This is a genomic window from Rhizobium sp. 1399 (assembly GCF_031455475.1).
Lineage (GTDB): Bacteria > Pseudomonadota > Alphaproteobacteria > Rhizobiales > Rhizobiaceae > Rhizobium.
In genome coordinates this window covers 196,483-222,238 of record NZ_JAVDSU010000003.1, presented here as the reverse complement: position 1 = coordinate 222,238, position 25,756 = coordinate 196,483, and the positions used below count along the sequence as shown (strand labels likewise).

General features: G+C 59.7%; 23 protein-coding genes. 14 read left to right on the top strand and 9 right to left on the bottom strand.

Translation table 11 applies throughout. The features are described from left to right. Positions 1-204: 204 nt before the first annotated feature. The 5 genes from J2X71_RS12385 to J2X71_RS12365 all read left to right on the top strand — a co-directional run bounded on the left by J2X71_RS12385 (position 205) and on the right by J2X71_RS12365 (position 5,423). Positions 205-1,230, top strand: coding sequence for an ABC transporter substrate-binding protein (locus J2X71_RS12385; protein WP_310382386.1), 1,026 nt, complete (start codon positions 205-207; stop codon positions 1,228-1,230). Between the two features lie 41 nt (positions 1,231-1,271). Then, positions 1,272-2,150: an ABC transporter permease gene (locus J2X71_RS12380; protein ID WP_310382385.1), complete on the top strand. Its 879-nt coding sequence runs from the start codon at positions 1,272-1,274 to the stop codon at positions 2,148-2,150. Beyond that, positions 2,126-2,866 (top strand): ABC transporter ATP-binding protein, encoded by a 741-nt coding sequence (locus J2X71_RS12375; RefSeq protein ID WP_310382384.1) that lies wholly within the window; start codon positions 2,126-2,128, stop codon positions 2,864-2,866. Before J2X71_RS12380 ends, J2X71_RS12375 begins: the two co-directional genes overlap by 25 nt. 20 nt (positions 2,867-2,886) lie before the next feature. Then, on the top strand, positions 2,887-4,263 hold the full coding sequence (locus J2X71_RS12370) for an LLM class flavin-dependent oxidoreductase (protein WP_310382383.1): 1,377 nt from the start codon (positions 2,887-2,889) through the stop codon (positions 4,261-4,263). A gap of 86 nt (positions 4,264-4,349) precedes the next feature. Continuing rightward, entirely contained in the window at positions 4,350-5,423 is a 1,074-nt protein-coding gene (locus J2X71_RS12365; protein ID WP_310382382.1) for an LLM class flavin-dependent oxidoreductase, read from the top strand. Between the two features lie 100 nt (positions 5,424-5,523). Here J2X71_RS12365 and J2X71_RS12360 read toward each other — a convergent pair whose 3' ends face one another. Continuing rightward, a complete protein-coding gene (locus J2X71_RS12360; protein WP_310382380.1) occupies positions 5,524-7,119 on the bottom strand; it encodes a DHA2 family efflux MFS transporter permease subunit in 1,596 nt (531 codons plus the stop codon). Between the two features lie 23 nt (positions 7,120-7,142). Continuing rightward, positions 7,143-8,351 carry an HlyD family secretion protein gene (locus J2X71_RS12355; protein ID WP_310382379.1) on the bottom strand — a complete coding sequence of 403 codons (1,209 nt, stop codon included), beginning with the start codon at positions 8,349-8,351 and terminating at the stop codon, positions 7,143-7,145. 136 nt (positions 8,352-8,487) lie between these two features. Here J2X71_RS12355 and J2X71_RS12350 point away from each other — a divergent pair, with 136 nt between their 5' ends. Then, positions 8,488-9,135, top strand: coding sequence for a TetR/AcrR family transcriptional regulator (locus J2X71_RS12350; protein ID WP_113322525.1), 648 nt, complete (start codon positions 8,488-8,490; stop codon positions 9,133-9,135). Between the two features lie 169 nt (positions 9,136-9,304). Beyond that, positions 9,305-9,535 (top strand): BrnA antitoxin family protein, encoded by a 231-nt coding sequence (locus J2X71_RS12345; protein ID WP_310382377.1) that lies wholly within the window; start codon positions 9,305-9,307, stop codon positions 9,533-9,535. A 92-nt stretch (positions 9,536-9,627) separates the two neighbouring features. Here J2X71_RS12345 and gfa read toward each other — a convergent pair whose 3' ends face one another. Continuing rightward, positions 9,628-10,200: an S-(hydroxymethyl)glutathione synthase gene (gene gfa, locus J2X71_RS12340; protein WP_310382376.1), complete on the bottom strand. Its 573-nt coding sequence runs from the start codon at positions 10,198-10,200 to the stop codon at positions 9,628-9,630. Between the two features lie 509 nt (positions 10,201-10,709). Here gfa and J2X71_RS12335 point away from each other — a divergent pair. Continuing rightward, on the top strand, positions 10,710-13,733 hold the full coding sequence (locus tag J2X71_RS12335; protein WP_310382375.1) for a CHAT domain-containing protein: 3,024 nt from the start codon (positions 10,710-10,712) through the stop codon (positions 13,731-13,733). Positions 13,734-13,818: 85 nt separating this feature from the next. On the opposite strand, the gene maiA is transcribed toward J2X71_RS12335, so the two are convergent. The 4 genes from maiA to hppD form a co-directional block, all read right to left on the bottom strand. Then, positions 13,819-14,451 carry a maleylacetoacetate isomerase gene (maiA, locus tag J2X71_RS12330; RefSeq protein WP_310382374.1) on the bottom strand — a complete coding sequence of 211 codons (633 nt, stop codon included), beginning with the start codon at positions 14,449-14,451 and terminating at the stop codon, positions 13,819-13,821. Next, positions 14,448-15,473 carry a fumarylacetoacetate hydrolase family protein gene (locus J2X71_RS12325; RefSeq protein WP_310382373.1) on the bottom strand — a complete coding sequence of 342 codons (1,026 nt, stop codon included), beginning with the start codon at positions 15,471-15,473 and terminating at the stop codon, positions 14,448-14,450. Before J2X71_RS12325 ends, maiA begins: the two co-directional genes overlap by 4 nt. A 49-nt stretch (positions 15,474-15,522) precedes the next feature. After that, on the bottom strand, positions 15,523-16,884 hold the full coding sequence (gene hmgA / locus J2X71_RS12320; RefSeq protein ID WP_310382372.1) for a homogentisate 1,2-dioxygenase: 1,362 nt from the start codon (positions 16,882-16,884) through the stop codon (positions 15,523-15,525). A gap of 69 nt (positions 16,885-16,953) precedes the next feature. Beyond that, positions 16,954-18,063 (bottom strand): 4-hydroxyphenylpyruvate dioxygenase, encoded by a 1,110-nt coding sequence (gene hppD, locus J2X71_RS12315; RefSeq protein WP_310382371.1) that lies wholly within the window; start codon positions 18,061-18,063, stop codon positions 16,954-16,956. Between the two features lie 127 nt (positions 18,064-18,190). Between hppD and J2X71_RS12310 the strand changes: the two genes are divergently transcribed. Beyond that, positions 18,191-18,691, top strand: a complete 501-nt coding sequence (locus J2X71_RS12310; protein ID WP_310382370.1) for an Lrp/AsnC family transcriptional regulator — start codon at positions 18,191-18,193, stop codon at positions 18,689-18,691. A gap of 14 nt (positions 18,692-18,705) precedes the next feature. Here J2X71_RS12310 and J2X71_RS12305 read toward each other — a convergent pair whose 3' ends face one another. Continuing rightward, positions 18,706-19,167, bottom strand: coding sequence for an Lrp/AsnC family transcriptional regulator (locus tag J2X71_RS12305; RefSeq protein ID WP_113322518.1), 462 nt, complete (start codon positions 19,165-19,167; stop codon positions 18,706-18,708). A gap of 119 nt (positions 19,168-19,286) precedes the next feature. On the opposite strand from J2X71_RS12305, the gene J2X71_RS12300 reads away from it, so the two are divergent. Next, positions 19,287-20,078 (top strand): phenylalanine 4-monooxygenase, encoded by a 792-nt coding sequence (locus J2X71_RS12300; protein WP_310382369.1) that lies wholly within the window; start codon positions 19,287-19,289, stop codon positions 20,076-20,078. A 121-nt stretch (positions 20,079-20,199) separates the two neighbouring features. On the opposite strand, the gene J2X71_RS12295 is transcribed toward J2X71_RS12300, so the two are convergent. After that, a complete protein-coding gene (locus tag J2X71_RS12295; protein WP_113322516.1) occupies positions 20,200-21,225 on the bottom strand; it encodes a substrate-binding domain-containing protein in 1,026 nt (341 codons plus the stop codon). A gap of 298 nt (positions 21,226-21,523) precedes the next feature. Between J2X71_RS12295 and J2X71_RS12290 the strand changes: the two genes are divergently transcribed. The 4 genes from J2X71_RS12290 to J2X71_RS12275 all read left to right on the top strand — a co-directional run bounded on the left by J2X71_RS12290 (position 21,524) and on the right by J2X71_RS12275 (position 25,730). Continuing rightward, entirely contained in the window at positions 21,524-22,789 is a 1,266-nt protein-coding gene (locus J2X71_RS12290; RefSeq protein WP_310382368.1) for an ABC transporter substrate-binding protein, read from the top strand. Positions 22,790-22,872: 83 nt separating this feature from the next. After that, positions 22,873-23,859, top strand: a complete 987-nt coding sequence (locus tag J2X71_RS12285) for a carbohydrate ABC transporter permease (protein ID WP_113322514.1) — start codon at positions 22,873-22,875, stop codon at positions 23,857-23,859. After that, positions 23,859-24,689 carry a carbohydrate ABC transporter permease gene (locus J2X71_RS12280; RefSeq protein ID WP_037097340.1) on the top strand — a complete coding sequence of 277 codons (831 nt, stop codon included), beginning with the start codon at positions 23,859-23,861 and terminating at the stop codon, positions 24,687-24,689. The genes J2X71_RS12285 and J2X71_RS12280 overlap by 1 nt, the downstream gene beginning before the upstream one ends. Before the next feature lie 12 nt (positions 24,690-24,701). Beyond that, positions 24,702-25,730 carry an ABC transporter ATP-binding protein gene (locus J2X71_RS12275; protein ID WP_310382367.1) on the top strand — a complete coding sequence of 343 codons (1,029 nt, stop codon included), beginning with the start codon at positions 24,702-24,704 and terminating at the stop codon, positions 25,728-25,730. The last annotated feature ends 26 nt before the right edge of the window (positions 25,731-25,756 follow it).

Genomic DNA, 25,756 nt, shown 5'->3' with positions numbered 1-25,756 from the left:
GCAAGGCCGCGTCTTCTCGCCTGAGCTGGAAATCGCCACGCGCTCAACAGGCAACACGCGAGTCTGTCACGCCTGCACAATTGGTAGGATTTTTCATGAACCGGCGAACGAAAGAAATAAATAGTCTATAGATTTTATAGAGAATTCGACACCCTTCGCGTCATCGCTTCCTGACATTGCAACCTCAAACGGGAAACATCAACGATGACATTGGCAAAAACATTGGGAACGGCTGTGCTCAGCCTCATCTCCCTCGGCATGTTCAGCAACGTGGCAGTGGCCGAGACGGGCGCGCCGTTGCTCGACAAGGTGCCGTCGGGAACGGTCCTGACGATCGGCGATCCGGTGACGCAAAAGGCCCTTGAGGTTTCCGGCCTCATCAAGGAACTCACCTTCGAGGTCAAATGGGCCAATCTCAGCGGCGGCCCACAGACCTCCGAAGCCTTCCGCGCGCACGCTCTCGATGTCGGCTCCGTCGCCGAAATCCCGTCGATCTTCGCAACCTGGAACAACCTGCCCGTCCGCAACATCGCCTATCGCGAACGCAAGGACCCCATTGCCAATCCAATCTACCGTTTCGGCATCGCGCCTGGCGTCGACGTCAAGTCGCTCACAGATTTCCGCGGCAAGCGCATCGCTTTCAGCCCCGGCCAGGCCCAGGGCACGCTCGTGCTTCGCGCGCTCCATGCCGCAGGCCTGACGAAGAAAGACGCCACGCTGGTCGAGCTGCCGAGCACCGGCGATGTCTATCCGAAGGCACTTGCCAGCAAGCAGGTCGATATCGCGCCGCTCGGCGGCGTCAATATCCGCCGCTACATCAGCCAGTATGGCTCCGATGGCGCAAGCCTTGTCGAGCATGGCCTGCGTGACGACCCCGCCCATCTCTACGCACCGCAATGGGTGCTGGACGATCCCGCAAAAGCAGCCGCCCTTGCCGAATATGTCCGCCTTTGGGCGCGCGCAACCGAATGGGTCGATCAGAATCCTGAGATCTGGATCAAGGAATATTACATCGGCCAGCAGGGCCTGAGCCGCGAGGATGCCGAATTTCTTATCAAGTTCGCAGGCACCCAGGTCATCCCCGATAGCTGGGCGGACGTGAAGAAGCGCCATCAGGAAACCATCAACCTCTTGGCCAGCGAGCTTGGCTACAAGCCCTTCGACGTCGAACAGATCTTCGACAACCGCTTCGAAAAAATCGCTGCAGCCGCTCTGCCAAGAAGCCAGTGATCGTGCGTGCCGTTCGATAGCGAAGAGAGGAGATCGCAAGCATGGCAACCACCTGGGATGCAGATAACGTCAAGACATCGCGGATATCGCCGCGCGAAAGCGCTGGCGTAAAAGCGACGGCAAAACCCGCGGCCTCCCGCGCCCGCCGCAGGCTCGGCCCCGGACGCGAGATACCCTTCGGACTGCAGATCGGTCCGGCACTGCTGGTGCTGGCCTGGGTTGCCGGATCAGCGTTGGGGTGGATCGATCCGCGCATTCTCTCGGCGCCCTGGACGGTCGTCGAGGCCTTCGGACGGCTGATCGCCGAGGGCCGCCTGCAGGACAACTTCGTGACGTCTGCGACGCGCGCGCTGCTCGGCCTCAGCATCGGCCTTGTCATCGGCACGGCCCTCGCGGTCATCGCCGGTCTGTCCCGCATCGGCGAGGCGCTGATCGATGGCCCGATCCAGATCAAGCGCGCCATCCCGACGCTGGCGCTGATCCCGCTTTTTATCCTGTGGTTCGGGATTGGTGAAGGCATGAAGGTCACGACCATCGTGCTTGCCGTCATCATCCCCATCTACATCCACACCCACAATGCACTGCGTAGCATCGACAGCCGTTACGTCGAGCTGGCCGAGACGCTGCGCATGAGCCAGAAGGACTTCGTCTTCCAGGTCGTACTGCCCGGCGCCCTGCCCGGTTTCCTTCTCGGTCTGCGCTTTGCCGTCACGCTCTGCTGGGTGTCGCTCGTGGTGGTCGAACAGATCAACTCCACCAGCGGCCTCGGCTACATGATCGATCTTGCCCGCACCTATGGCCAGACCGACGTCATTCTCGTCGGCCTTGTGGTCTATGTGCTGCTCGGCCTCATATCGGACGGTCTCGTCCGACTGCTCGAACGGAGGGTTCTGTCATGGCGCCGCACTCTGGCCAATTAAAGCCTGCCGTCCACGTCGCAAATCTCGTGCGGCGTTTTGCTGCAAAGACGATCCTCGACGGCGTGGATCTCGATATCGGCGAGGGCGAGTTCGTGGCCCTGCTCGGGAAAAGCGGATCAGGCAAGAGCACTTTCCTCAAAGCCCTTGCCGGCCTCGACCACGAAGTCGAGGGAACGGGTACGCTCGAGACGCCGGAAAAACTCTCGGTGGTCTTTCAGGATGCCCGCCTGCTGCCCTGGCGCACGGTCATCCAGAACGTCACGCTCGGCCTGCCGGGTGAAACCGGACAGGAAGCCGGACGCAAGGCGCTCGCCGAAGTCGGTCTCGAAGGACGGGAAACTGCCTGGCCGAACCAGCTTTCCGGTGGTGAGCAGCAGAGGGTGGCGCTCGCTCGCTCGCTGGTGCGCGAGCCGGCCCTGCTGCTGGCAGACGAGCCCTTCGGCGCGCTCGATGCGCTGACCCGGCTAAAGATGCATGACCTCTTGCGGGAGCTTTGTGCGAAACACCGCCCCGCCGTTCTCCTCGTCACCCATGATGTCGATGAGGCGATCTCGCTCGCCGACCGGATCCTGGTGCTCGACGAGGGCCGTTTCGTGGAGGATCTGCGCATCGACCTGCCGGCGCCGCGCGATCACGGCGATCCGCGCTTCGCACAGATCCGAACCCGTCTTCTGAGCCGGCTCGGGGTTGATGCCCCCGGCCGCCGCGCCGCCTGAAACCAACGGAGATCGTCATCATGGCCAGTCAGAAAAGACAGATACGGCTTGGCGCATTCATCATGGCAACGGGCCATCATATTGCCGCCTGGCGCCACCCGGACGCGCGGGCCGATGCCGGCTTGAATATCGATCACTATCGCGAACTGGCTCAGACCGCCGAACGCGGCAAGTTCGACCTGGTTTTCGTTGCCGACAGCCCCGCCGGCTGGGAGCGCGCCAAGGATCCGGAAGCCTTGCGCCGCACGGCCCAGGGCGCTCATTTCGAGCCAGTGACCCTATGGGCGGCGCTTTCGCAGGTGACGAGCAATATCGGCTTTGTCGCGACTGCCTCCACCACCTATGAAGACCCCTATCTGCTCGCCCGTAAATTCGCCTCGCTCGACTATATTTCCAAGGGGCGTGCGGCCTGGAATGTCGTCACCACAGGCGCCGATGTCTCCAAGAATTTCTCTATCCCTGGCCACCCGGCCCATGCCGACCGTTACGCACGGGCCGAGGAATTCGTCGACCTGGTGAAGGGCTTATGGGATTCCTACGAGGATGATGCCTTCATTCGCGACAAGGAAAGCGGCGTCTACCTCGATCCGGACAAGGTGCATCAGCTCAATCACAAGGGCCAGTTCTTCAGCGTCAGCGGGCCGTTGAATGTCGGACGCCCGGTTCAGGGTTACCCCGTCATCGTCCAGGCCGGCGCATCCGAGCCCGGACGCGAGCTCGCAGCGCGCACCGCCGAGATGATCTTTACCGCCAACCAGACGCTGGAAGACGCTCAGGAATTCTACTCCGACGTCAAAGGACGTCTTGCCCGCTACGGGCGCAGCCCGGACGAGCTGCTGATCAGCCCCGGCATCTTCCCGGTGCTCGGCGGCACGGAGGCTGAGGCCAAAGCAAATTACGACTACATCCAGTCGCTCGTTCACCCCTCGGTCGCCTGGAACATCCTGTCGCGTCACTACAAGGGCGTCGATCTATCCGCTTATTCGCTCGACGATCCTGCCCCGCCGCTTCCTGACAACACCGAGCTCAACAAGAGCCGCCTGAAGCTGGTCACCGATCTGGTCTCCCGCAACAATATGACGCTGCGCGAATTCTATCTGGCGGTCGCCACTGCCCGCGGCCACCGCACGGTGGTCGGCACGCCGGAACAGGTGGCGGACGCGATGCAGGAATGGTTCGACAATGGTGCCGCCGACGCCTTCAACATCATGCCGCCTGTCCTGCCGACAGGTTTGACGGATTTTGTCGATCAGGTGGTGCCGATCCTGCGCAAGCGCGGTCTTTTCCGGGAAGAGTACGAGGGCACGACACTGCGCGAGAACCTCGGCCTTCGCCGCCCGCCGAATGGCTTGGCGCTCAAGGCGCAGCAGGGCGAAGCCGCCCGGGCCGCCGGGTAATACATCACCGCAGAGACACGGGACAGCCGGGCTCGCAGGGAAACCCGGCTATCCTATCCAATCATAGAGAACCGCAGGCGCATCGCATGAGCAGCAATCCGGAATTCCTCTGGTACATCCCCAATGCCGTCAAACCCGGCCACCGCGGCGATTCAGCAGCAGAAAACCACAATAGCCTGGAAACGCTGACGAGCCATGCCAAGGCACTTGAAGAGCATGGCTGGAAGGGCGCGCTCATCGGGACCGGCTGGGGCCGGCCGGACACCTTTACTCTGGCAACTGCACTTGCCGCACGGACAACGACCTTCGAGCCGCTGATCGCGATCCGCCCCGGCTACTGGCGACCGGCGAATTTCGCATCGTCGGCCGCCTCGCTCGATCATCTCACCGGTGGACGTGTGCGCGTCAACATCGTCTCCGGCAAAGACAATCTGGCCGCCTATGGTGACAGCGAAGGCGATCAGGCGCATCGCTATGGCCGCACCAAGGAATTCATGCGGCTGGTGCGAAAACTATGGACCGAGGAAAACGTCACCTTTGCCGGCGAGCATTTCGGGGTCAGCGAATCCACCGTCGTTCCACGCATCGAGGCTCGCGGCGAGCGCCGCCATCCGAAACTCTATTTCGGTGGTGCATCGGAAGCGGCCGAGCGCGTCTCGGCCACCGAAGCTGACGTCCAGCTCTTTTGGGGTGAGCCGCTTGATGGCGTGCGGGAACGGATCGATCGCTTGAAGCGGCTGAGCCGCGACCTCGACCGCGACCTGCCGCCGCTTCAATTCGGGCTGAGGATTACGACGCTGGTCCGCGACACGACAGAAGAAGCTTGGGCCGATGCCGAGGCGAAGGTCGCCGAAATGGCAGAAAATAGCGGTGCCGGCTGGCACGACCACCAGCGGGCCGTTGCCGTCGGCCAGCAGCGCCTGCTCGACCTTCATCAGCGCGGTGAAGTGCTCGACGACAATCTTTACACCACGCCCGGCAAATTCGGCGGCGGCGGCGCGGGCACGACTTGGCTGGTCGGCTCCCCCGCAGATGTCGCCCGTTCGCTGCGCAAATACCAGGAGCTCGGCATCACCCATTTCGTTCTGTCCGACACGCCCTATCTTTCGGAGATCAAACGGCAGGGCGCACAGCTGCTGCCCTTGCTGAAGGCGGCATGACGGCGTCTGAAAAGCATATCCCCATCGCCGGTAATCGGTCCGCATGAGACGCAACAAAAAAACAGGCCCGGTGGGCCTGTTTTTGTTTCGACCGGGCGCCTCAATGCGCGCCTGCGCCTCCACCAGCCTGCGGCTTTTTGGTGAAAAGCAAGGCAATTGCTGCCAGCGCCAGCACCACGCCGATGACCGCAAACGTATCGGAGAAGCCCATGATCAGCGCCTGGCGCTTGACGATCTGACCGAGGGCAACGACCGCCTTCTGCGATGCGACGGCCGGATCGGTGACACCATGCTGCGTGAAATAGCCCGACAGTTGGGTCAGCCGATCGCGCACCTCGTCACGGGTCAATGTGATCGACTGGCCGATGATGTTGGAATGGAACTGCTCGCGCTTGGTCAGGATCGTGCCAAGCGAAGCCGTGCCGACCGCACCACCAAGATTGCGCAGCATGTTGGTGAGGCCCGAGGCAGCAGCGGCATCTGCGGGCGCAATGCCGGCTGTGGTGATCGCAGTGATCGGGGTCAGCACCAGGGCCTGGCCGATGGCGCGCACGATATTCGGGATCAAGAACTGGTCACCGGCATTGTTGGCCGAGAGCGTGATGTTCATGAAGCAGCTGATTGCGAAGATCGAGATACCGAGAAAGCCGATATAGCGAGCATCGAAGCGCTTCATCAGAACAGGCACGAGCGGGATCAGCAAGAGCTGTGGCAGACCGGTCCAGGCAAGCACGTTACCGATCTGCTCGGCGTTGTAGCGCTGCACCTGACCGAGATATTGCGGCAGGATATAGACCGTGCCGAAGAGCGCCACACCGACCAGCACGTTGACCAGCACGCCGATGCCGAAATTGCGCTGTGTGAGCAGGCGCAGCTTTACCAGCGGCTTTTTGACGGTCAGCTCGATCCAGATGAAGGCGGCCAGGAAAACCAAGGCCACGATGCCGAGCTTGACGATGAAGGGCGAAGAGAACCAGTCGTCCTTGTTGCCCTCTTCCAGTACGGTCTGCAGCGCCGAAAGGCCGATTGCCATAGTGAAGATGCCGGCCCAATCGCCCTCCTTCAGAAGATGAAGCTGCATCGGCTGCTTTTCAAGCGTCAGAGCGAGCGCCGCCGCCATGATGAGGCTCGGGATAGTGTTGATGAAGAAGATCGTCTGCCAGCCGTAGTTCTCGGTCAGGTAGCCACCGATCGTCGGGCCGATGGCCGGGGCGAAGGTGACCGACAAGGCAAAGACGGCAAGGCCAAGCGGCTGCTGGCTCTTCGGCAGCTTGGTCAGCACCATGGTGAAGGCCATGGGGATCAGCACGCCGCCGGCAAAGCCCTGCAGGCCGCGCAGCAGGATCATCGTGCCGAGATCATGGGCGAAGGCACAGGCCATCGAAAAGATCGGGAAGAGGATGGAATTGACGAGGATATAGCGGCGGAACGAGAAGACATTGCTGAAATAGGCCGTCAGCGGAATGACGACGATCTCGCCGATCAGATAGGAGGTGGAGATCCAGGCGCCGTTGTCGACGCCTGTGCCAATGCCGCCTTCGATATCAAGGAGGGAGGCATTGGTGATCTGGATATTGAGGATCGCCATGAAGGCGCCGATCATGCCGGCGAGAACGGCAATCCAATCCCTTGTGCTGGCCTTGGTGCTGGCGCCCGGCTGCGGGATAGCGCCTGATGTTGTTGCGATACTGGACATGACACGATCTCCTGCCCCTTCGCTTAGTTGCTGGTAGCATCGACCTTAGTGTCGATGCTCGGCTGGACGGACATGCCGGGTCGCAGATCGCCCTTTTCGGCGGCATCTCCGTCAAGCACGATCTTCACCGGGATGCGCTGAACAACCTTGGTGAAGTTGCCGGTGGCGTTGTCGGGCGGCAGCAGCGCAAATTCCTGGCCGCTTGCCGGCGCCAGGCTGTCGACATGGCCGCGATAGGTGCGGCCCGGGAACATGTCGACCTCGATAGCAACAGGCTGGCCGGCATGGACATCGGTCAGCTGTGTCTCCTTGTAATTGGCAACGATATAGGCAGCTGTCGTCGGCACCACTGCCATCAGTTGGGTGCCGGCCTGAACATACTGGCCGACGCGCAGCGTACGGTTACCGACCGTACCGTCGACGGGCGCAACGATCGTCGCATAGGAGAGGTTGAGCTCAGCCTGATGCATGACAGCCTGGTCATGGGCAAGTGTCGCCCTGGCCTGGGCAAGCTCGGCATTCAGTAGCTCGACCTGCTTCGTTGAGGCGTCGAGGGCAGCGCTGTCGCGCACGATCGTAGCCTGAGCGGCGGCGATTGCCGAAGCCGCCTGCTGGGCGGTCTGAACTGGTGCATAACCGTTGGTGGCCAGGTTCGTATAGCGCTTGTTGTTCTGTTCCGCGAAGGTCTCGTTGGCCCGGTCAACGTCGAGCGTGGCGCGAGCGGCGGCGATGGTCGACTGCTGGATATCGAGCGAAGCCTGCTTGGCGTTGACGGTGGCTTCGGCAGCGGCGACATCGGCTTTCGCCTGATCGAGCGCAGTGCGGAAATCTCGGTCGTCAATGCGGGCGAGCGGCTGGCCGGCCTTCACCGCCTGATTGTCGGCAACAAGGACCTCCATAAGATAGCCTGAAACCTTCGGGGAGACCGTGGTGCTGTCGGCCTTGACATAGGCATCGTCGGTCGAGACCTCGAAGCGGCCCACCGTCCAGTAATTATGGCCGTAATAGGCGCCGGCGGCGATAATGGCGATGGCGGCAACGCCGATCAGCAGCGAGCGGCCGCCGCGCTTGCGGACCGGTGCCTCTGTAGCGGGCGCGGCGGCAGGCTCGGTGACACGCGGCGTCTTGCCGGCGTCAAGCGTTGCAGGTGTGGCTTCAGCGGTGGTTTCGGCGGCCGGCATATCGGCCGGAGCGGCGTTGTTGTTCAGGGCATGCAGCTTCTTGACGGACATCGTCTCTCTCCTTGTGGAAGGTCGCTGTCGTCTTGGCCGCGGCCTCGAAATTCGGCTCAAGCCTCATTTAGGAAACTTGATGTTTTCCAAAATATAAGTTAAAAAAGAGAAGTCAACAAGAATTTGGAAAATCGCGATGGTCGAAAATCACAATATCGAGAAAAAGCCGCGCGGCAGGCCGCAGGTACGGTGTGACGAGGATACGCGCGGTGTGCTCATCGAAGCCGCCAACAGGCAGTTCCACGAGAATGGCTATGCCGCGGTCAGCATCGCTGCGATCGCGCAGGAAGCCGGCGTTTCAACCAAGACGCTCTATCGCCTGTTTCCGACGAAGGCAGATCTGTTTTCCGAAATGGTCTCGGATCGCACCGGACGCTTCCTCTTGGCGCTCGACCCCGGCACACTGGCGACGGCCGAGCTTCGCCAGGGACTGGAGCGCATGCTGATGGCCTATGGCATGCTGACGCTTTCGCAGGACACGATCACGATTACCCGCCTCGTCATCGGCGAATCCGACCGCTTTCCCGAACTCGCCACCTCGTTTTACGAGAAGGCGATCGTGCGCACGAACACGTCGATGGAAAACTGGCTGCGCCGCCAGGTGGAACACGGGCTGATCAAGCTCGAAGACCCGCACGCCGCCTGCGGCATGCTGCGCGGCATGATGATCATGGAACCCCAACGCGCCGCCATGCTGCGCCAGCTGCCGGCGCCCAACATCGAAGAGATCGCCGCGAGGGCGAGAATGTGTGCGGATATCTTCCTGAAGGGATGCGCTGCTTAGGGACATAGGACATGCGGGATTGAAGGCGGGCTCTCCCTGGGGTGGACGGCAGTTTTCCCACTCTTGAAGATCGCCTCCGGTGTTTCCACTTGACGATACGACAGATCCTGTCGACAAACCCGGTCTCGAGCTCGAATGGTCAGGCTCGAAAAATCAGGAAGAAACGCGCATGCGCACCCCGAGACGCCCCGCTAACCCGCATGAAGCGGCCGAGGCCCTGTTCAAACCTGTCAAGAAGCCGGCGACATCGGCCGTCGAGCGGCCCACTCTGCCGAATGTGAAGGAACTTGTGACCTTGAAGCTCGACAGCGAGGTTCTCGCCTACTTCCAGGCCGACGGCTCAGGTTGGCAGGAGCGTATCAACGACGCGTTGCGGGCAGCCATGACGAACAAGGACTGACCCGCATCTGGGTGAAGGCGCGTCGAGTGCCTTTATCCTGGAGCACCGCCGCGAGAATCGCGACGGTACCGAAAGCGAATTTCCGCGACGTGTCAGGCCGCGAGAACCCCTGCCTTTTTCGCCGTCCAGGTGGCGATCAAGTCCATCAACCCGGGCGACAGGCAATCGTAAGGCTCAAGCCCAACTTCCTTGAGACGCGAGCGTACGGCGCCCATCTTCCCGGGGTCGTATCCGCTTTCGATAATGGACGACACGAAGGCGGCAAAGCCGGGTGCTGCCCAGCCTCTTTCCTGGAACCGTTCGGGATGGACGAAGGAGAGCCCCTGAAAGGCATGATCGCGATCGACAGGCCCGTACATGTGAACCCCGCAATCCTTGCAGGCATGGCGCTGTATCAGCGCGGACGCGTCGACGATCGCGAGCTTATTTCCGTTCTCCAGAACCTCGACGTTCGCCGTTGGCGCGACGGCAACTACGGAAAAGACCGCACCCTGCGGCTTCCAGCATTTCGTGCAGCCGCAAGCATGGTTGTGGGCAATATCGCCCTTGACGCGGACTTTCACCGGATTGCTTGCGCAATTGCATACTAGCGTGCCGCCGACAAATGACGCATCGGTCGCCCGGTATCCTGAATCCACGATTGGGTGGATCGCTACATTGTTCATGCGTTGTCTCCTTCCCTTCCTGGGCCGAGGCGGGATGCCGCGGCCAAGCCCTGTGTCATCGCGCAAACCCTCGACTGCCAGCGCGAGACTTCCTCCTGGGGTGAGTATATCACCACACGGTTGATATCGTCCGCCCCTCTTCTGCTCATGCCACGGGATCAGGTACGATATCCGAGCCCGACTTTAGGGATGCTCAGTCAGCGGTCGGCTCGACGACCGCCAGGAGAAAGGTCGCGAGCCATTCGATGACCTCGGATCGTCGGGCATACCCGATACACCCTTTGCGCTCTCAACCCGCTATCCCAATGCAGCCGCCTCTCAATCCTTGATTCACAAAATTGCAGCACTGATACCTTATGGGACCGAGCAGATCCGTCTGGATTGCTCCCCGCCAGCTCCTTTGCCCATGCCAACCTTTGCCCGGCATATCGCGATCCTCCTGCCTCTCGACGAATGGTCGCCCCGCTCTAGCTCTTTAGCGTTTCTCGTAATTTATGTTGATCCGGATAATGGTAGCGAAAAGACATCCCCTGCCGACTATCGGCGCCGCGCTGCTTGCGCTTCTCCTCATCGCCTTTCCAGCCGCCACCGGCCAACATCGGTCCGCCGAAGTGCGCGCAGCAGAAATTGGACAGCAGGTCAACCAGCTATCCGATCGCGATCCGAATGCCGGCCGTACGCTTGCATGGTCGGCAAGTCAGGACTTCCGCAAGGAGGGCGAGCGCGTTTTGGCGGGGCGTTTCGGCCTCCAGGCCTTGAAGCTCGATGCAGAGGTGAATGCCTGGCAGCGCTTGGCACGAGACGGGCTCACGGCTCGTGACGAGCTGTCGAAAGAGCTGGACGGTGATGGAATCGCCCTGTTCTACAACCTGCTCCTGCACGCGCAGGGCATGGTTGGCGATCGTGAGGGCCAGCAGAAATCGGTCAAGGCCTATATCGAAAAAACCGTCGCCATGTCGGGAGAGGACAGCAAATCCGAGATCATGGCCCGCATCATCGGCGCCTATAGCTTTCTGGAAACCGGGGACACGCAGGAAGGTTTCATCCGTTTGCAGTCAGCCCTGCGCCATGCCGCCGCCGGCAAAAATTACGGCCTCACGCTTTCGGAATACACGACGGCTGCACAGTCCTTTGCAGATAGCGGGCAAATGGCGGCAGCCGAAGCCTTTTATACGGAAGGCCTCGGCACGAATGCAGCGAAAATCGAAAGCCGCGAACTCGCCACGCTGTGGTTCGAATATTCACGATTTCTGCAGAGGTCCGGCGGCGACATCGATGCGACACTCCGGACGGCCCAAACAGCCCGCGAGATGCTGCAACGGCAATACGGCGAAACATCCGAGGAAGCGATCTCAGGCGGCGACAATCTGGCTTCGTTCCTCGTCAATAATGGCGCCGTCGCATCCGGCCTCAACATCCAGGAGGAAATCTATCAGACAGCCCTTTCGTCACTCGGAAATGACGTGCCGCTGACCTGGCGGACCGCCAACAATTATGCCGAGGCATTGCGCATGGTCGACCATCCTGAGGTCGCCCGTGGTATTGATGAAGCCCTCCTCAAACTGCGTATCACCCATTACGGACACGCCAGCATCCAGGCGCTGGTCAGCGCCTCCAATCTCGGTCTTGATCTGCTCGCCCTCGGCGACAGGGATGGAGCGCTAAAGGCCTTCGAAGAGCAGCGCAAGATCGGTTTGGAAATCGCCGATCCGCACTCGGAGCACGCCGCACAGGGCGAAAGGTGGAAGGAATACACGCAGGCCTATTTCCTTCGCTACGCGCGGATGGACAACAAGTCGCTGGAGGATATGGCAGCGATAAAGGACTGGCGCAGCGCACCCGACCTGATGCGGATCAAAACAGCGCAGCTTGCGGCCGAGCAGTTCGAGATGCGGGACGACACCAAGCGTGCCCTTGCCCTCCGCCAGGAAGCCTATGAGATATCAAAAGGAGCCTTTGGCGAGCTCCATCCCCTGACCTTCGATGCATTGCTGGAGGTCGCGACAACCCACATGCGCCGCAAGGATGCCGAGACGCTCCAGAGTTTCCAGCAGCTCGACGAGAGGATGTTCGACTGGATGCTGCGCGAGGTCGGATCATCAGGCAACCGCTATGTCGCGGAGACAACGCGTCGCCTCGCCGATGATATGCTGCGCACATTCGGCGAATTCGCGCTATCCAGCCCGGAAGCCGCAACGCTCTATGCCGATTCAGTGGCGCGCTGGAAAACCATGGAGAGCGGCGAGCGCACCCGCCTGCGCATGGCAGCAGAGACAACCACCAATCCCGATATGCATAAGCTCGCCGAAACCGTTGTGCGGCTTTTGGGTCAACAGCAGGAGCTGCTTTCTTCGGGCGATGTAGACACCGAAGTCCGGCAGATCCTGACCGAACTTAAAGCGACCCGCGACCGATTGCCGAAATCACTCGGCCAAAACATCGCCACGCAATCCGTGGAAGACGTTCTCGGTACAAACGCAGCGATGGTCGACTTCTTCGTCAGTTCACGGCGCGCACGCAACGGTGATGCCAACAGCGCGGATTCAAGGCTTCAGGCGATCGTGCGTCGCAAGGGTGAGGCACCCGCCATCTTCGATCTCGGCGCCCTCGGCACGATCGTCCGACAGGCAGCAGCGGAAGAGAATCCGGACAGGCGCTTCGGTAAGCTCTACCAGTCGCTTTTCGGCCCACTGAAGGGCGTGCTCGAAGACAGGACGCAGCTCTATATCGTTCCCGACGGAGCACTCTACAGCATCCCATTCGCCATGATGAAGACGGATGACGGTAGACATCTTGACGAGGCATTCGAGGTACACATGCTGACGCGTGAGGATGCGATCTTCTTCACACCCAAGCGCGACCGGCCGGCACCGGGCGAAAAGGCGCTCGTCGTGGGCGATTTGAAATACTGGCACCAGCGCCCCCTGCCCTTTACGCGCCGTGAGATCCATGACGTGGGAAATGATCTGAAAGCTGCCGGCCTCGACGTAGTTTCGTTGAGTGGAACCACCGGTATGGAAGTACCGATCCGCAAGGCTTCAGCCGACGCTTCCATCATCCATCTTGCGACCCATGGTTTCTTTGACGCTGATACCGATGAGGAAACCACTGACGCCCTATGGCGCAGCGGCCTCATCGTTGCCGGCAAAGTCGCAGCGCAAGAGCCGGATGCCAATGACAATGACGGCATTCTTTATGCACGAGAACTGATGAACTGGGATCTCTCCTCAACCGATCTCGTCGTGTTATCGGCCTGCCAGACTGCACTTGGCGATCCAAGCCGCATAGGCAATGTTCGCGGTCTGCCGACGGCGCTTGCCATTGCAGGGGCCAGGCGCTCACTGCTCACTCTGTGGTCGGTCGATGACGAAGGCACCGCCAATTTCATGGCGCGCTACTATCAGATATTGACGGAAGACAAGCTCGATTATGCCGCAGCACTCCGAAGGACCCGCATCGAGGCCATAAGCGGCAAAATCGACAAGGCCAGCGATCCGTCGCTATGGGCAGCGTTTGTTCTCTTCGAGGGATGATCAGCCTCAGCTCACGCAGGTATCGCAGTGGCTCAATCAAACAACCAGCAAGATCGCGGATCATTACGCCGAAGCTGGTTTTGTGTTAAGACTTCGCGCGGTCAGGATGGGCAGCCTGGAAGGCTGGCAGTTTGGCGCATTTGCCATCGATATCAACAATGCGCTTGAAATCGGTCATGTCCACTCCCCAGCGGCGGGCATTGTAGACCTGCGGAACAAGACAGAGGTCCGCCATCGTCGGTGTATCCGCAAAGCTGAACCCTTTGTCGGCTGGGTCGATCATCGCTTCCAGTTTACGAAGTCCGTCCGTGATGAAATGCTTCATCCATTCCTCGCGGGCGTCGGTCTTGTCCGCTACGGTCATGAGGTGCGCCACGACATGCGTGTTGCATATCGGATGGATGTCCATGGCGACCGCGTATGCGAAGGCGCGCACTTTCTGGCGATCGGCAATATCCGCTGGCAGCAATCCGCATTCCGGCCGAACCTCGGCCAGATACTCGATGATTGCCAGCGACTGGGTCAGAGTTTTCCCGTCGATCACCAATGTCGGCACGAACCCCTGCGGGTTGAGCGCCAGATATTCCGGCTTCTTATGCGCTCCCTCCAACAGGTTGATGGACACTGTTTTGTAGTCGATCGCCAAGAGATTGAGCGCAATGCGGACGCGATAGCTCGCCGATGACCTCCAGTAATCGTAGAGAACGACCTCGTTCATTGCAGCCCGGCTCCTCTGTATCTTTCGACCGTCTGCTCGATCGCCCCGAAGATCGAATGGCCGGCACGATCCTTCATCTCGATGCGGACCTGATCCCCGAACTTCATGAACGGAGTCTTCGGCGATCCGGTCTCGATCGTCTCAATCATCCGTATCTCGGCGATGCATGAGTAGCCGTCTCCTCCGTCTTCGATGGGCTTGCCCGCTCCGCCATCCAGCTTATTGGAAACCGTTCCCGAGCCGATGATCGTTCCGGCCACCAGATTGCGGGTTTTGGCGGCATGGGCGATGAGCTGGCCAAAATCAAACGTCATATCGATGCCCGCATTCGCCTTGCCGAATGCCTTGCCGTTCAAGCTCACAAGCAGCGGCAGACACACCTTGCCGCCGTCCCACGACGCTCCGAGTTCGTCCGGCGTCACCGCGATCGGAGAAAATGCCGATGCCGGCTTGGACTGGAAGAAGCCAAATCCCTTTGCCAACTCGTCCGGTATGAGACCGCGCAGCGACACATCATTGACGAGCATCACCAGACGGATGGCATCGCGCGCTGCTTCAGGACCGGAACCCATAGCAACGTCACCGGCGATGACGGCAACCTCACCCTCCATGTCGATCCCATAAGTCTCGTCAGCCACCACGATCGGATCTCGCGGCGCGAGGAAACCATCCGAACCACCTTGATACATCAGCGGATCGGTCCAGAAACTCGCCGGCATCTCGGCGCCCCGCGCCTTGCGTACCAATTCAACATGGTTGAGATAGGCCGAACCGTCAGCCCATTGGTAGGCCCGCGGCAGGGGCGATGCGGCGTCGTGTTCGTGAAACCGGATCGTCGGCTGGGCACCTGTCTCGATACCTTCGGCAATCTGCGCGAGTCTTGGAGCCACGTGCTCCCAGTCATCGAGAGCCGCCTGCAACGTGCGGGCAATGTGACCGACTTCGGAATAGCGGGTAAGGTCACGGGAGACGACAACGAGCCGGCCATCTCTCGTGGAGTCTTTCAACGTCGCAAGCTTCATATCCCATTCCTGTGCCAGAGGATGCCTGACCGATCCTCACTTGAGGCCATCACTTGATACCGGGGGTTCCGTCGAACTTGCGTTCCAGGCCGTCCCAGCATTCCAGATAATCATCCTGCAGCGTTTCAAGCTCGGCTGCGTATTTCGTCAATTGCTGAGGGTACCGGGTCTCGAACATGAAGGCCATGGTGTGATCCAGCTTCACCGGCTTGAGCTCGGCATTGGATGCTTTTTCGAAGGCGAGGGCGTCCGGCCCGTGGGCGAGCATCATGTTGTGCAGGCTCATGCCGCCGGGGACGAAGCCCTCCTCCTTGGCGTCATACTGGCCATGGATCAGGCCCATGAACTCGCTCATGATGTTGCGGTGGTACCAAGGCGGACGGAACGTGTGCTCTGCCACCAGCCAGCGCGGCGGAAAGATCACGAAATCGACATTCGCCGTACCTGCATCTTCGGTGGGCGCGGTCAGCACCGAAAAAATCGACGGATCGGGATGATCGAAGCGGATCGCGCCAACAGGAGCAAATGTCCGTAAATCGTATTTAAACGGGGCGTAGTTGCCGTGCCACGCTACCACATCGAGCGGTGAGTGGCCGATATCGGTAACATAGAATTTTCCGCACCACTTCACATGGACGCGACAAGGCTTTTCCTTGTCCTCGAAAGCGGCGACGGGCGTCTTGAAGTCGCGCGGGTTCGCCAGGCAGTTGGCGCCGATGGGACCACGGTCCGGCAGCGTGAATTTCGCGCCGTAATTCTCGCATATGTATCCGCGCCAGACCGCCTGCTCGCCATTACGGAGAACCTTGAACATCATGCCGCGCGGGATGAGGCATATTTCCAGGGGCTCCACGTCCATGATGCCCATTTCGGTGAACACTCTGACGGCGCCGAGCTGCGGCACGATCAGCAGTTCACCATCGGCGTTGAAGAAGTAATCATCCACCATGTCCTCATTGAAGACGTAAGCATGTGCTGACATGCCCACCTGGGTCGTCACATCGCCTGCCGTCGTCATTGTCCGCACCCCTTCGAGAAACGTCAGCTTCTCGGTGGGCGTGGGAACGGGATCCCAGCGAAGCTGCCCCAGGGGAAGCGAATGCTCGTCCAGGCAAGGCGCGGTTTTCCAGAGCGGATAGGACGCGTTCGAGAAGCGGCTTGTGTGACGCACGCTCGGGCGAATGCGATAAAGCCAGGACCTTTCATTCGTCCCGCGCGGCGCGGTAAACGGCGAGCCGGAAAGCTGCTCGGCATAAAGACCGTAGTTGCATTTCTGGGGGCTGTTCTGGCCCTGCGGCAGGGCGCCGGGAAGCGACTCTGTTTCGAAGTCGTTACCGAACCCCGGCATATATTTCAGCTCGTTTGTCGTCGAGGCTTCACCCTCGGAAGCCTGGATTGATGTCTGGTCCATTGCTCAACTCCTCCCCGGAAACTCTCGGCGTCGCGCGTCCTTTCAGACGCGCGAGGTGGCCCCGAGAGTTTACTCCGCCGCAGTACCGATGACACCACGCTTGATCTGATCGGCCTCGATCGACTCGAAGAGAGCGCGGAAATTGCCTTCGCCGAAGCCCTCGTCGCCCTTGCGTTGGATGAATTCGAAGAAGATCGGGCCAATCACGGTCTTGGAGAAGATCTGGAGCAGGATTTTCGTCATGCCGCCATTCACCACGCCTTCGCCATCGATGAGGATGCCGTGCTTCTTCATGCGCTCGACAGGTTCGCTATGGCCGTTCACGCGTTCGTAGGACATGTCGTAATAGGTTTCCGGCGGTCCCGGCATGAAGCGCAGGCCGTTGCCGGCAAGCCTGTCCGTGGCCTCGTAGATATCTTCCGTTCCAACGGCGATGTGCTGAATGCCCTCACCCCTGTATTTCTTCAGATATTCCTCGATCTGGCTCGTGTCGTCCTTCGATTCATTCAGCGGGATGCGGATCTTGCCGCAGGGCGACGTGATGGCGCGGCTCACCAGACCAGTGATGCGCCCATCGATATCGAAGAAGTGGATCTGCTTGAAATTGAACAGGTTGCGGTAAAAGTCCCACCACTTGTCCATGTTGCCACGGAAGACGTTGTGCGTCAGATGGTCGAGATAATAGAAACCGATCCCCTGCGGATGCGGGTTAGGCTCGCCGAGCCAATCAAACTCGGCATCGTAGGCCGATCCCTTTGCACCATAGGTCTCGACGAAATAGAGCAGCGAGCCGCCAATGCCGACGATCGCCGGGACGTCGAGCGCCTTGTCATCCGCTTCATAGGGAACGGCGCCTTTCGACACCGCGTGATCAAAGGCGTGTTTGGCGTCGACGACGCGCCATGCCATCGAGGGAGCGCAGGGACCATGCTCTGCAACGAAACGAGCGGCATGGCTGCCGGGTTCGGCGTTCAGGACGTAGTTGATGTCGCCCTGCCGCCAGACGGTGATGTCTTTCGTCTTGTGTTTGGCGACTGGGATGTAGCCCATGCGCGTGAAGAGTTCGCGCAGCTTCTCGGGCTCAGGATGGGCGAATTCAACGAATTCGAATCCGTCGGTGCCGGCCGGGTTGTCGGCGGTAATTTCCGAGGGCGGCGCATCATGCGGAAAAGGGCCCATTTTTTCCTCCTGGGAACTGGACTTCGATATGCAAAGTGTGGCCCAAAACGCATGCAAAGTTCTTGCATTCTTCATGCCAGAGGAAGAGATTATGCACGGTTCGTGAGGGTTTTGGAGATTCCGCGCAATGGATGAACAGCTCGACAAATTGGATTTGCGCCTGCTCCAGGAGCTTCAAAAAGACGGCCGTTTGACGAACAATGAGCTGGGGGAGCGGATCGCGCTTTCACCCTCGCAATGCTCGCGCCGGCGGACGAGACTGGAAACTGAGGGATATATTCGCAGCTACCGGGCCTATCTGGATCAACAGAAGCTAGGCCTGGATATGCTGGTGGTCATTTCCGTGACGCTTGCCACCCATAACAGAGACAATGCCCGCAGATTTTCGCAGTTGATCAATGGACTGCCGGAAGTTCTCGAAGCCTATGCGCTGACAGGTGAAATGGACTATCACTTGAAGGTCGCGACCCGCGGGCTCGCGGACCTCTCCAAATTCGTCAACGACGTCCTGTTACCCCACGAGTCGGTGCAGCACGTAAAAACCTCGATCGTGCTCGACACGCTGAAGACATTCGAAGGCTTTCCGATACACATGCCGGGTCATCGGCATGGCGACAGCACGCGGTGATCTGGCACCAAGCGTCAGAGCGGCAGTTCGGTCGAGAATTTCAGCTCCCGCAGCACAAAGCTCGATACGACTGTGCGCACATGCGGATTGCGCATGAGGTAGCGGGTCATGAAGGCTTCGTAGCTTTCCACGTCCCTCGCCCTTATCTTCAGCATGTAGTCGAAAGCGCCTGACAAGGCATAGCACTCCATGATCTCCGGCCGCTCCAGAACCACCGAAGCGAAAGAGGCGACCGCCTCTTCGTGGTGATCCTCCAGCGTCACATGCGCGATCACGCAGAGCTTGAGATCGAGTTTTCCGGGATCGAGTAGTGTCACACGCTTACGGATGACACCGTCGGCTTCCAGTTCCTGGATCTTCCGCCAGGCCGAACTTTGCGACATGCCGACCTTTTCCGCCAGGTCTGCCAGCGAAAGACTGCCGTCGGCTTGGATAAGTTGCAGAAGCTTGCGGCGAAAATTCCCAGGTTCTTTCATTTTCTGCACCACATTTGGGAATATTTGCCATCATTATGGCAATTGGCAGCACGAAAGAAAAGAAAATCCTCCAAATCCGGGGGATAATGGCAGAAACGCTATCCCGGGAGGATCAGAATATGACCAAAGAAAGCAGCTACACCGCCAAACTGCCTGGCTCGGACGGTTTATATGCCTATACCCCTGAGGAAGATGCGATTTGGGGCGAACTCTACCGGCGTCAGATGAAGCTGCTCGCCGATGCGGCCTGCCGCGAATATCTGGATGGCGTGAAAATGCTAGGGCTGAAGCCCGACAAGGTGCCTCAGCTTCTCGATGTGAACAGACGCCTAAACGAGACCACCGGCTTCGGCGTGGAAGGCGTGCCGGCGCTCATTCCGCCCTCTCGCTTTTATGAACTTCTGTCACAAGGCAAATTCCCGCTCGCAACCTTCCTGCGCCGTCGCGAGCATATCGACTATATCGAGGAACCGGACCTGTTCCACGAGGTTTTCGGCCATTGCCCGATGCTCACCAACCAGAGCTATGCCAATTTCGTACGGCATTTCGGCGAAACAGCTGTTCGCCTCGGCAAAGGCTATTCTTGGCATCTGTTCCGCATCTTCTGGTTCACCGTCGAGTTCGGCCTGATCAATACGCCGCAGGGCCGCCGCTGCTTCGGCGCAGGGATCGTCTCATCGCCAAGCGAAGCGAAGGCGGCGACGGAAGGCAAGGCATGCGAATTTCGGCCGTTCGATCTGCTGAGCGTGCTCAGGACGCCCTACCGGATCGATATCCTCCAGCCGATCTACTACGTCATCGACAGCTTTGCCGATCTCGAAGCAATCGTGGGGCAGGATATCGAAGGCACGATCCTGAAGGCGAAATCGCTGGGTGATTTCGCCCCCACTTTCGAGGCCAAAGCTTCGTGAATCGCTGACACTATCGCGGCCGGCCCCAACTCGACCTTGTATCCGATGTCGACGCGCGGGCTCCTGGCGATCGCACAAGACAGCGCGATGATGTCAGGAAGGCTTTACAAACGTCAATCGCTCAGGTCCGGGGCGTCCGCACCGGTCCGGTGGACTCGCGCAGGATGAGTTCAACCGGCCACAATTCGTGAATCTCCGTCGGTGAACGCCCGGCCAAAAGCTGCAGGACGAGATCGGCGCATCGCGTACCAGCCGCTCGCATCGACGACCGGGTTGCCGACAGCGAGGGGACCATGTTGTCGGCTGTCAGATACGGAAAGACGTCATCGTGGGCAATGACCGAGACATCGCTGCCGATCTGGAGCCCCAGCGAACGTGCGGCGCGGTAAATACCGAGCGCCGTCATCATCGACCCCGCGACAAACGCGGTCGGCCGCTTCGGCTGCTCGAGAAATGACCGCGCAAAGCGGAAACCGAGCTCGTCGGTGAAATTGCCGTTGGCGATCAGTTGCGGATCGACCTCGATCCCGTGGCTCTGCAAGGCGCTGCGGTAACCGATGTCGCGATGCAGCGCGTAAGTTGCGCCCTCGCGGCCATTGATCATCGCAATCCTCGTATGACCGAGATCGATCAAATGCGAGGTCGCGCGGCGTACAGCCCCTTCATTGTCGATATCGAGCCACGGGTGCGGCACGTCGATGTCTGAACGGCCATGAACGAGGAACGGCATTCCCAGCTCATGCAGCAGCGCGATACGCTGGTCATTGGGTCGAGGCGAATGCACGATGATCGCATCCACCCGCTGACTTTCCGCCAGCCGTCTGTAGAGTTGCATCTCGGCATCATATTCGGGATTAGCCATCGGAATGACCAGGATATCGGTGTCTTCCGTGATAAGACGCTCCGCCATACCGGCCATGAATTCCGCGAAATGAAACTCGCCGGCACGCCCCATGACGACGCCAATGGCACCAACCCGCCCGGTCTTCAGTCTGACCGCATTGACGTTCGGCCGGTAGCCCAGCCGCACCGCCTCTTGGACGACGCGGGCGCGCGTCACCTCGCTTACCTCGGGATAGCCACTGAGCGCACGGCTGACGGTCGTTGGAGACAATCCAAGTTGTTTTGCGAACTCTTTGAGTTTCATTGACCGAAATAACTTTCATCGCCTGCGCTGCCGGGCATCTATACCATCGGCCTCGCAAATTCCACATTCTATGCCGTCGATTATATTTTCTCAAATCGATTTCAATTTCATCTGCCGCCAGATGAACACCAGCGCGAATTAGGAAATCACGGCATTTGGGTTCCAGTTGATTTTAAACGATATTTCGCATTTATTAACAAGTATAGGTCGCAATCAAGAACCTCCCTTGACACGGTATCGACCTTCTGACAGTTTTTCACAACCAAATCGATTTCAATTTGGTCTTTGGGAGGAGAAAATGAAGTTTCGTTTCACTGCGGCCGCCCTCGCGGCTGCGCTTATTGGCGTGTCAGTTCCGTCCTTTGCCGCCGAGATCAGCATTTCAGCGAGCTCTACTGGCAAGAACCTCGATCTGTTCCGCAAGCAGCTCGATGCCTTCGAGAAGGCGACCGGCAATACGGTCAAGATCGTCACCATGCCGCCCTCATCCACTGAACAGTTTTCGCAATATCGGCTCTGGCTCGCAGCCGGCAACACGGATGTCGATGTCTACCAGACGGACGTTATCTGGGCCCCGCAGCTGGCAGACCAGTTCGTCGATCTCAAGGATGCCACCAAGGACGTCGTCGGCGACTTTTTCCCGGCGATCGTTGCCTCCCAGACCGTGAACGGCCGTCTGGTCGCAATCCCGCTTTATACGGATGCACCGGCCCTCTTCTACCGCAAGGATCTGCTTGAGAAATACGGCAAGCAGCCGCCGAAGACCTGGGACGAGATGGAGGCAACCGCCAAGGAAATCCAGGATAAGGAACGCACCGCCGGCCAGAAGGATCTCTGGGGCTACGTCTTCCAGGGCAATGCCTATGAAGGCCTGACCTGCGATGCACTGGAATGGGTCAAGTCCTCGGGCGGTGGCCAGATCATCGAGACCGACGGCACGATTTCGATCAACAACGAGAAGGCCGCGGCGGCACTCAATCGCGCCAAGGGCTGGATCGGCACGATTTCACCGAGCGGTGTGCTCGCCTATCAGGAGGAAGAATCCCGCGGTGTCTGGCAGACCGGCAACGCCGTCTTCATGCGTAACTGGCCCTATGCCTATGCGCTGGGCAACGGCGCCGACAGCCCGGTCAAGGGCAAGTTCGACGTGACGACACTTCCCGTTGCCGCAGAAGGCGACAAGCCCTCTTCGACGCTCGGCGGCTGGAATCTCGCCGTCTCGAAATATTCGAAGAACCCGGATGCGGCAATCGAACTCGTGAAGTTTCTGACGTCGAAGGAAAGCCAGAAGCAGCGCGCCATCGAACTCTCCAACCTGCCGACCCTGTCGGCGCTCTATGACGACAAGGATATTGCTGCCGCGCAACCGTTCATGCCGAACTGGAAGCCGATCTTCGAAAACGCTGTGCCGCGTCCGTCGGCAGTTGCCAAGGTCAAGTATAACGAGGTTTCCGCCAAGTTCTGGACCGCCGTGCACAATACGCTCTCCGGCAGTGGGACAGCCGAAGAAAACCTAGAGCTTCTCGAAGCCGATCTGACGACGCTGCAAGGCAGCGGCTGGTAACAGATCGAGGCGGCAGCGTCGGATATCTCGTCGCTGCCGCTTCCGATACGCCGTCGTCGATTGTCTCATGAAGCGGATATTCCATGAGTGAAGTTGCAGTCTCCCAAAATCTGAGCACGGGCGCGCGCACGAAGGCAATCTCTTCGGATCTGCGCTCGGAACGTGTCCGATCCGCCTGGATCTTCCTGGCTCCGACCCTGCTGATCCTGGCCATCGTTGCCGGCTGGCCGCTGTTCCGCACCATATACTTCAGCTTCACCAACGCGTCGCTGACGAACCTCGGCGATGCCCAGTTCGTCGGCTTCGACAATTACCTCTCCTGGGTCACCCTGAAGAGCGGCCGCACGATCTATAGAGGACTGCTGGCCGATCCCGCCTGGTGGGGCGCGGTCTGGAACACGGCAAAGTTCACGCTGTTGTCGGTGACGATCGAAACCGCGCTCGGCCTCATCGTCGCCCTTGTGTTGAACGCGCAATTCGTTGGCCGCGGCGTCGTGCGCGCCGCTATCCTCATTCCCTGGGCGATCCCGACCATCGTCTCCGCGAAAATGTGGGCATGGATGCTCAACGACCAGTTCGGCATCCTCAACGACATGTTTCTCAGCCTCGGGCTCATCAGCCAGAAGATCGCGTGGACCGCTGATCCTCAGACAGCGATGATCGCCGTTCTGATCGTCGACGTCTGGAAGACAACGCCCTTCATGGCGCTGCTGATCCTCGCCGCCCTGCAAATGGTTCCGGCCGATATTTACGAAGCCGCAAAGATCGACGGCATCAACCCCATCAAAGTGTTCTGGCGTCTGACCCTGCCGCTGATCCGCCCGGCAATCATGGTCGCCGTGATCTTCCGCATGCTCGATGCCATGCGCATCTTCGACCTGATCTACGTGCTGACACCGAACAACGCCCAGACCAAGACAATGTCGGTGATGGCGCGCGAAAACCTCTTCGATTTCGACAAGTTCGCCTATGGCGCAACCGCCTCCACTGTTCTCTTTCTTATCATCGCGTCCGTTACCGTGCTCTACATCTGGCTCGGCCGCGTCAATCTTGGCGGAGGCGAACGCTGATGCTGCTCACAGCCACGAAGAATACGCTGTTTTATCTGCTGGTCGCGGTCATCGTCATCATCGCGGTCTTCCCGTTTTATTACGCGATCCTAACAAGCTTCAAAGCCGGCACCGCGCTCTTCGAGGTCACCTACTGGCCGACCTCGATCTCGCTGGAAAACTATACCGGCGTGCTGACGACCGGCAGCTTCATCCGCAGCCTCGGCAATTCGCTGCTCATTGCCTGCCTCGTGGTCGCCGCCTCTTTGCTGCTCGCCGTGACCGCATCCTACGCGCTTGCCCGCGTGCATTTCCGGGGTCGGGCCCTCTTGATGCTGACCATTCTGTCCGTCTCGATGTTCCCGCAGATCGCTGTGCTCGCAGGGCTATTCGAACTCATCCGCTGGATCGGCATCTTCAACACGCCCTTCGCGCTGATCTTCTCCTATATGATCTTCACTCTGCCTTTCACCGTGTGGGTGCTGACGACTTTCATGCGGGATCTGCCGATCGAGATCGAGGAAGCGGCCATCGTCGATGGCGCCTCCCCCTGGGTCATCATCACGCAGGTGTTCATGCCGCTGATGTGGCCGGCCCTGGTCACCACCGGTCTGCTTGCCTTCATCACGGCCTGGAATGAATTTCTGTTCGCCCTGACTTTCACCTCGTCGGATGCGCAACGGACGGTGCCGGTAGCGATCGCTCTCCTTTCGGGCGGCAGTCAGTTCGAAATCCCCTGGGGCAATATCATGGCGGCATCGGTCATCGTTACCGTGCCCGTCGTCATCCTTGTTCTTATTTTTCAACGCCGGATCATTTCCGGGCTGACCGCCGGCGGCGTCAAAGGCTGAGGAAAGCGCGACATGGCACAAATTAGATTAGACAATATCCGCAAGAGCTTCGGGGCATTCGAAGTCATCAAGGGCGTCAGCATGGACATCCGGAAGGGGGAGTTCATGGTCTTTGTCGGCCCGTCCGGTTGCGGCAAGTCCACCTTGCTTAGATTGATCTCAGGACTGGAGGACATAACGTCAGGCACGCTTTCCTTCGATGGTCAGCCGGTCAATCGTCTTTCCCCGTCGAAGCGCGGCATCGCGATGGTCTTCCAGTCCTATGCGCTCTATCCGCATATGACGGTCTACGAAAATATGGCCTTCGGCATGAGGCTCTCCGGCCGAACCAGAGAAGAATGCAAGGCGCGCGTCGAACAGGCAGCCGGCATGCTGCAGCTCTCACCCTATCTGGAGCGCTTGCCGCGCCAGCTTTCAGGCGGCCAACGCCAGCGCGTGGCCATTGGCCGCGCCATCGTTCGTGACCCGAAGGTCTTCCTGTTCGACGAACCATTGTCGAACCTTGATGCTGCGTTACGCGTCGCCACAAGGCTGGAGATCGCCAAGCTTCACCGTGGCATGCATGACACCACGATGATCTATGTCACCCACGATCAGGTCGAGGCCATGACGCTTGCCGATCGCATCTGCGTTCTTCGCGATGGCGTCGTCGAACAGGTCGGAACTCCGATCGAGCTCTACGAGACCCCGAACTCAATCTTCGTCGCCGGCTTCATCGGCTCGCCGAAAATGAACTTCCTCTCCGGCCCGTTCGCGGCTCCCTATAATGCCCACACGATCGGGGTGCGAGCCGAACATATCGAGTTTAGAGATCAGGATCCTGCCTGGACGGGCACCGTCATCCACTCAGAAATCCTCGGCTCGGACAGTTTCGTTTATCTCGACATCGGCTCCGCCGAGCCGCTGACCGTGCGAGAGACCGGCGTATCGAGCCACCAGCCCGGCCAGCAACTGGGCGTGTCGCCGGTCAAGGATCGCATTCACCGTTTCGACCAATCCGGACGCGCACTCGAAAAGGTCCCTTTCAAGGGCGCAGCCTGACCACCAATCAAACAAACAGGATCCGA

Bases quoted from the DNA above. Each gene is read 5' to 3' on its own strand.
- J2X71_RS12385 (WP_310382386.1), top strand. From the start codon at position 205: ATGACATTGGCAAAAACATTGGGAACGGCTGTGCTCAGCCTCATCTCC.
- J2X71_RS12380 (WP_310382385.1), top strand. From the start codon at position 1,272: ATGGCAACCACCTGGGATGCAGATAACGTCAAGACATCGCGGATATCG.
- J2X71_RS12375 (WP_310382384.1), top strand. From the start codon at position 2,126: ATGGCGCCGCACTCTGGCCAATTAAAGCCTGCCGTCCACGTCGCAAAT.
- J2X71_RS12370 (WP_310382383.1), top strand. From the start codon at position 2,887: ATGGCCAGTCAGAAAAGACAGATACGGCTTGGCGCATTCATCATGGCA.
- J2X71_RS12365 (WP_310382382.1), top strand. From the start codon at position 4,350: ATGAGCAGCAATCCGGAATTCCTCTGGTACATCCCCAATGCCGTCAAA.
- J2X71_RS12360 (WP_310382380.1), bottom strand. From the start codon at position 7,119: ATGTCCAGTATCGCAACAACATCAGGCGCTATCCCGCAGCCGGGCGCC.
- J2X71_RS12355 (WP_310382379.1), bottom strand. From the start codon at position 8,351: ATGTCCGTCAAGAAGCTGCATGCCCTGAACAACAACGCCGCTCCGGCC.
- J2X71_RS12350 (WP_113322525.1), top strand. From the start codon at position 8,488: ATGGTCGAAAATCACAATATCGAGAAAAAGCCGCGCGGCAGGCCGCAG.
- J2X71_RS12345 (WP_310382377.1), top strand. From the start codon at position 9,305: ATGCGCACCCCGAGACGCCCCGCTAACCCGCATGAAGCGGCCGAGGCC.
- gfa (WP_310382376.1), bottom strand. From the start codon at position 10,200: ATGAACAATGTAGCGATCCACCCAATCGTGGATTCAGGATACCGGGCG.
- J2X71_RS12335 (WP_310382375.1), top strand. From the start codon at position 10,710: ATGGTAGCGAAAAGACATCCCCTGCCGACTATCGGCGCCGCGCTGCTT.
- maiA (WP_310382374.1), bottom strand. From the start codon at position 14,451: ATGAACGAGGTCGTTCTCTACGATTACTGGAGGTCATCGGCGAGCTAT.
- J2X71_RS12325 (WP_310382373.1), bottom strand. From the start codon at position 15,473: ATGAAGCTTGCGACGTTGAAAGACTCCACGAGAGATGGCCGGCTCGTT.
- hmgA (WP_310382372.1), bottom strand. From the start codon at position 16,884: ATGGACCAGACATCAATCCAGGCTTCCGAGGGTGAAGCCTCGACGACA.
- hppD (WP_310382371.1), bottom strand. From the start codon at position 18,063: ATGGGCCCTTTTCCGCATGATGCGCCGCCCTCGGAAATTACCGCCGAC.
- J2X71_RS12310 (WP_310382370.1), top strand. From the start codon at position 18,191: ATGGATGAACAGCTCGACAAATTGGATTTGCGCCTGCTCCAGGAGCTT.
- J2X71_RS12305 (WP_113322518.1), bottom strand. From the start codon at position 19,167: ATGAAAGAACCTGGGAATTTTCGCCGCAAGCTTCTGCAACTTATCCAA.
- J2X71_RS12300 (WP_310382369.1), top strand. From the start codon at position 19,287: ATGACCAAAGAAAGCAGCTACACCGCCAAACTGCCTGGCTCGGACGGT.
- J2X71_RS12295 (WP_113322516.1), bottom strand. From the start codon at position 21,225: ATGAAACTCAAAGAGTTCGCAAAACAACTTGGATTGTCTCCAACGACC.
- J2X71_RS12290 (WP_310382368.1), top strand. From the start codon at position 21,524: ATGAAGTTTCGTTTCACTGCGGCCGCCCTCGCGGCTGCGCTTATTGGC.
- J2X71_RS12285 (WP_113322514.1), top strand. From the start codon at position 22,873: ATGAGTGAAGTTGCAGTCTCCCAAAATCTGAGCACGGGCGCGCGCACG.
- J2X71_RS12280 (WP_037097340.1), top strand. From the start codon at position 23,859: ATGCTGCTCACAGCCACGAAGAATACGCTGTTTTATCTGCTGGTCGCG.
- J2X71_RS12275 (WP_310382367.1), top strand. From the start codon at position 24,702: ATGGCACAAATTAGATTAGACAATATCCGCAAGAGCTTCGGGGCATTC.